The sequence below is a fragment of the Halomonas sp. PR-M31 genome, assembly GCF_001039575.1.
In the GTDB taxonomy this organism is placed as follows: Bacteria; Pseudomonadota; Gammaproteobacteria; order Pseudomonadales; family Halomonadaceae; genus Modicisalibacter.
This window is the reverse complement of sequence record NZ_JIBT01000099.1, coordinates 1-2,971: the sequence shown is the minus strand read 5'-3', so window position 1 is coordinate 2,971 and position 2,971 is coordinate 1. Positions and strand designations below refer to the sequence as shown.

2 protein-coding genes and 1 pseudogene are annotated in these 2,971 nt (G+C 57.3%); all 3 read right to left on the bottom strand.

The genetic code is table 11. From position 1 onward, the window contains the following. Positions 1-239, bottom strand: a 239-nt coding sequence (locus CH74_RS20155; protein WP_367379138.1) for an AAA family ATPase, incomplete at its 3' end; no start/stop codon positions are given. A 242-nt stretch (positions 240-481) separates the two neighbouring features. After that, a complete protein-coding gene (locus CH74_RS17650) occupies positions 482-1,765 on the bottom strand; it encodes a ribonucleotide-diphosphate reductase subunit beta (RefSeq protein WP_048308849.1) in 1,284 nt (427 codons plus the stop codon). Between the two features lie 114 nt (positions 1,766-1,879). After that, a pseudogene (locus tag CH74_RS17645) lies at positions 1,880-2,971 on the bottom strand (ribonucleoside-diphosphate reductase subunit alpha); the annotation flags it as partial.

Genomic DNA, 2,971 nt, shown 5'->3' with positions numbered 1-2,971 from the left:
TTTTGAAGAATTACTTTGCAAGTTGTTTTGGCTAAGGAGGTTTTTCCTACACCTCTGTCCCCATATAGAAGTATATGCTGCCCAGGCGAGTTCACAACACTTACAAGGCGCGACGCTTCCTCCTCTCGACCAAAAAAATGCTTGACCTCGTCAACTGGCGTATGGGGCGTAAATATGTCACGGAGCCCGCTTTTCTGAATTATTATTTCATTTTCAAGGCCGAATGTCCCATTTCCCAATGTAAGCTCCTACGAGATGTTTAATTTAAATGCTTCGGAATAAGATTAGGCGCCCCGTGTGAGGCGCTACTCAATGGATTGTTTCTTAGTTTTCTCTTTTCTTATTAGTGCCGATTTTTTATCTGACTGAGCATCTCTTCTGTCAGCGCTGCGAACTGTTTTCGGGGGCAGGTCCGTGACTTTTCGAAGTTACCTACAGTACAGTCGCTTTTCTAACTATTTTAAAAAGCTTCGGTAGTTTATCAATCCCAGCTCAGCGCGCCGCCGACCTGATACTCGGTGACTCGGGTCTCGAAGAAGTTTTTCTCCTTTCTGAGATCGATGATCTCGCTCATCCAGGGGAAGGGGTTGGAAGCGCCGGGGAACTGCTCCTTCAAACCGATTTGCGCCAGGCGGCGGTTGCAAATGAAGTGCAGGTACTCCTCCATGATGGCGGCGTTCATGCCCAGCACGCCCCGGGGCATGGTGTCCCGGGCGTATTCGATCTCAAGCTGGGTGCCTTCGAGGATCATCTGGGTGACTTCGTCCTGGAATTCCGGCGTCCACAGATGCGGGTTCTCGATCTTGATCTGGTTGATCATGTCGATGCCGAAGTTCAGGTGCATGGACTCGTCCCGCAGGATGTACTGGAACTGCTCCGCGACGCCGGTCATCTTGTTGCGTCGGCCCATGGAAAGAATCTGGCTGAAGCCGCAGTAGAAGAAGATGCCTTCGGTGACCACGTAAAAGCCGATCAGGTTACGCAGGAACTCCTGATCCGTTTCCGGGGTGCCGGTCTGGAAGTTCGGGCGGCCCAGAGACTGGGTGTGTTTCAGGCTCCAGGCGGACTTGCGGGCCACGGAGTCGACTTCCCGGTACATGTTGAAGACTTCGCCTTCGTCCATGCTCAAGGATTCCACGCAGTATTGATAGGCGTGGGTGTGAATCGCTTCCTCGAAGGCCTGACGCAGCAGGTACTGGCGGCATTCCGGGTTGGTGATGTTCTTGTACACCGCCAGCACCAGGTTGTTGGCCACCAGCGAGTCGGCGGTGGAGAAGTAGCCCAGGGAGCGCATCACGATCAGCCGCTCGTCCTCGGTCAAGCCGTCCTGGCTCTTCCACAGGGCGATGTCCGCATTCATGTTCACTTCCTGGGGCATCCAGTGGTTGGCACTGCCGTCGAGATACTTCTGCCAGGCCCAGTCGTACTTGAAGGGCACGAGCTGATTAACGTCGGCCCGGGCGTTGATCATGCGCTTGTCATCGACCTCGACCCGGCCGGCACCCATTTCGAGCTCTTCAAGGCCTGCGGCGATATCGAGCTCGTCCAGGGATTGCTGGGCCCGGGCGATGCGATCCGCCTCTGCAACCTGATAGCTGCCGGCGGCTTCTTTTACTTCATTTTTAACTTCGGCATTTGCCGCAGCTGGCGCCTCGGTCTTGGGGGCGGGCGTCGGCTTTGTCTGATTGAGAGCCTGTTTGGGGGCTTGGCTAGGTTCTGGTGCGGTGACGGTGTCGTCTTCGTGAAATTCGTCCCAGTTCAACATCTGCTTCATCTCCTGATGATGAGTACGTCCTGTAAGAGCTCGATTCATCGAGCGAATGACGGTTGCCATCGCCCGGTAAACCGGGCCCCTACATCGTGATAACCCTTACATTCGTTACTGGCAGGCCTCGCAGCCCAGTTCATCGATCTCGCCTGCCGAGGGAGCACGCGAACCGCTGCCGCCCTTGCCGGTGAGGAAATCCTCGATGCCCCGCGGTTCCTGAGCCTGAGGCGCGGGCGCCTCGGTTGGCGTGGCGCCGCCGACGGCGTTGTGCCGGCCACGCTCGACGGTGGATTTCTCCACCGCAGTGGCGCCCAGCGCGCGCAGGTAGTAGGTGGTCTTGAGGCCGCGGAACCAGGCCATGCGGTAGGTCACGTCGAGCTTCTTGCCGGAGACGCCGGCAATATACAGATTCAGCGACTGGGCCTGGTCGATCCATTTCTGGCGCCGGGAGGCGGCTTCCACCAGCCATTTGGGCTCGACCTCGAAGGCGCTGGCGTAGCGGGCCTTGAGATCTTCCGGCACCCGATCGATAGGCTGCACCGAGCCGTCGTAGTATTTGAGATCGTTGATCATCACTTCGTCCCACAGGTCGCGCTCTTTCAAGTCGTTGACCATGTGGGCGTTGACCACGGTGAACTCGCCGGACAGGTTCGATTTCACGAACAGGTTCTGATAGGTCGGCTCGATGGACTGAGTGACGCCGCAGATGTTGGAGATGGTCGCCGTCGGCGCGATCGCCATGACGTTTGAGTTACGCATGCCCTGGCTTTTGAGCTTCTCGCGTATACGGTCCAGTCCTGGGTGGTGGAGGTATCGACCTCGATATAGTCGGCGCCGCGCTCCTGAACGAGCTTGTCGATGGAATCGATGGGCAATATGCCCTGGTGCCACAGCGAGCCCTCGAAGCTTTGATAGGTGCCGCGCTCCGCGGCCAGATCGCTTGATGCTTCGATGGCGTGATAGCTGACCAGCTCCATGGAGGTGTCCGCGAAGCTCACCGCTTCATCAGACGCGTAGGCGATGCCTTTCTGGTACAACGCATCCTGGAAGCCCATGATGCCAAGCCCCACCGGACGGTGCTTGAAGTTGGAGTTCTTGGCCTGGGGCACCGCGTAGTAGTTGATGTCGATGACATTATCGAGCATGCGTACCGCGGTGCGCACGGTCTTCTTTAGCTTGTCGCCGTCGAGCTCGCCGCCAGCG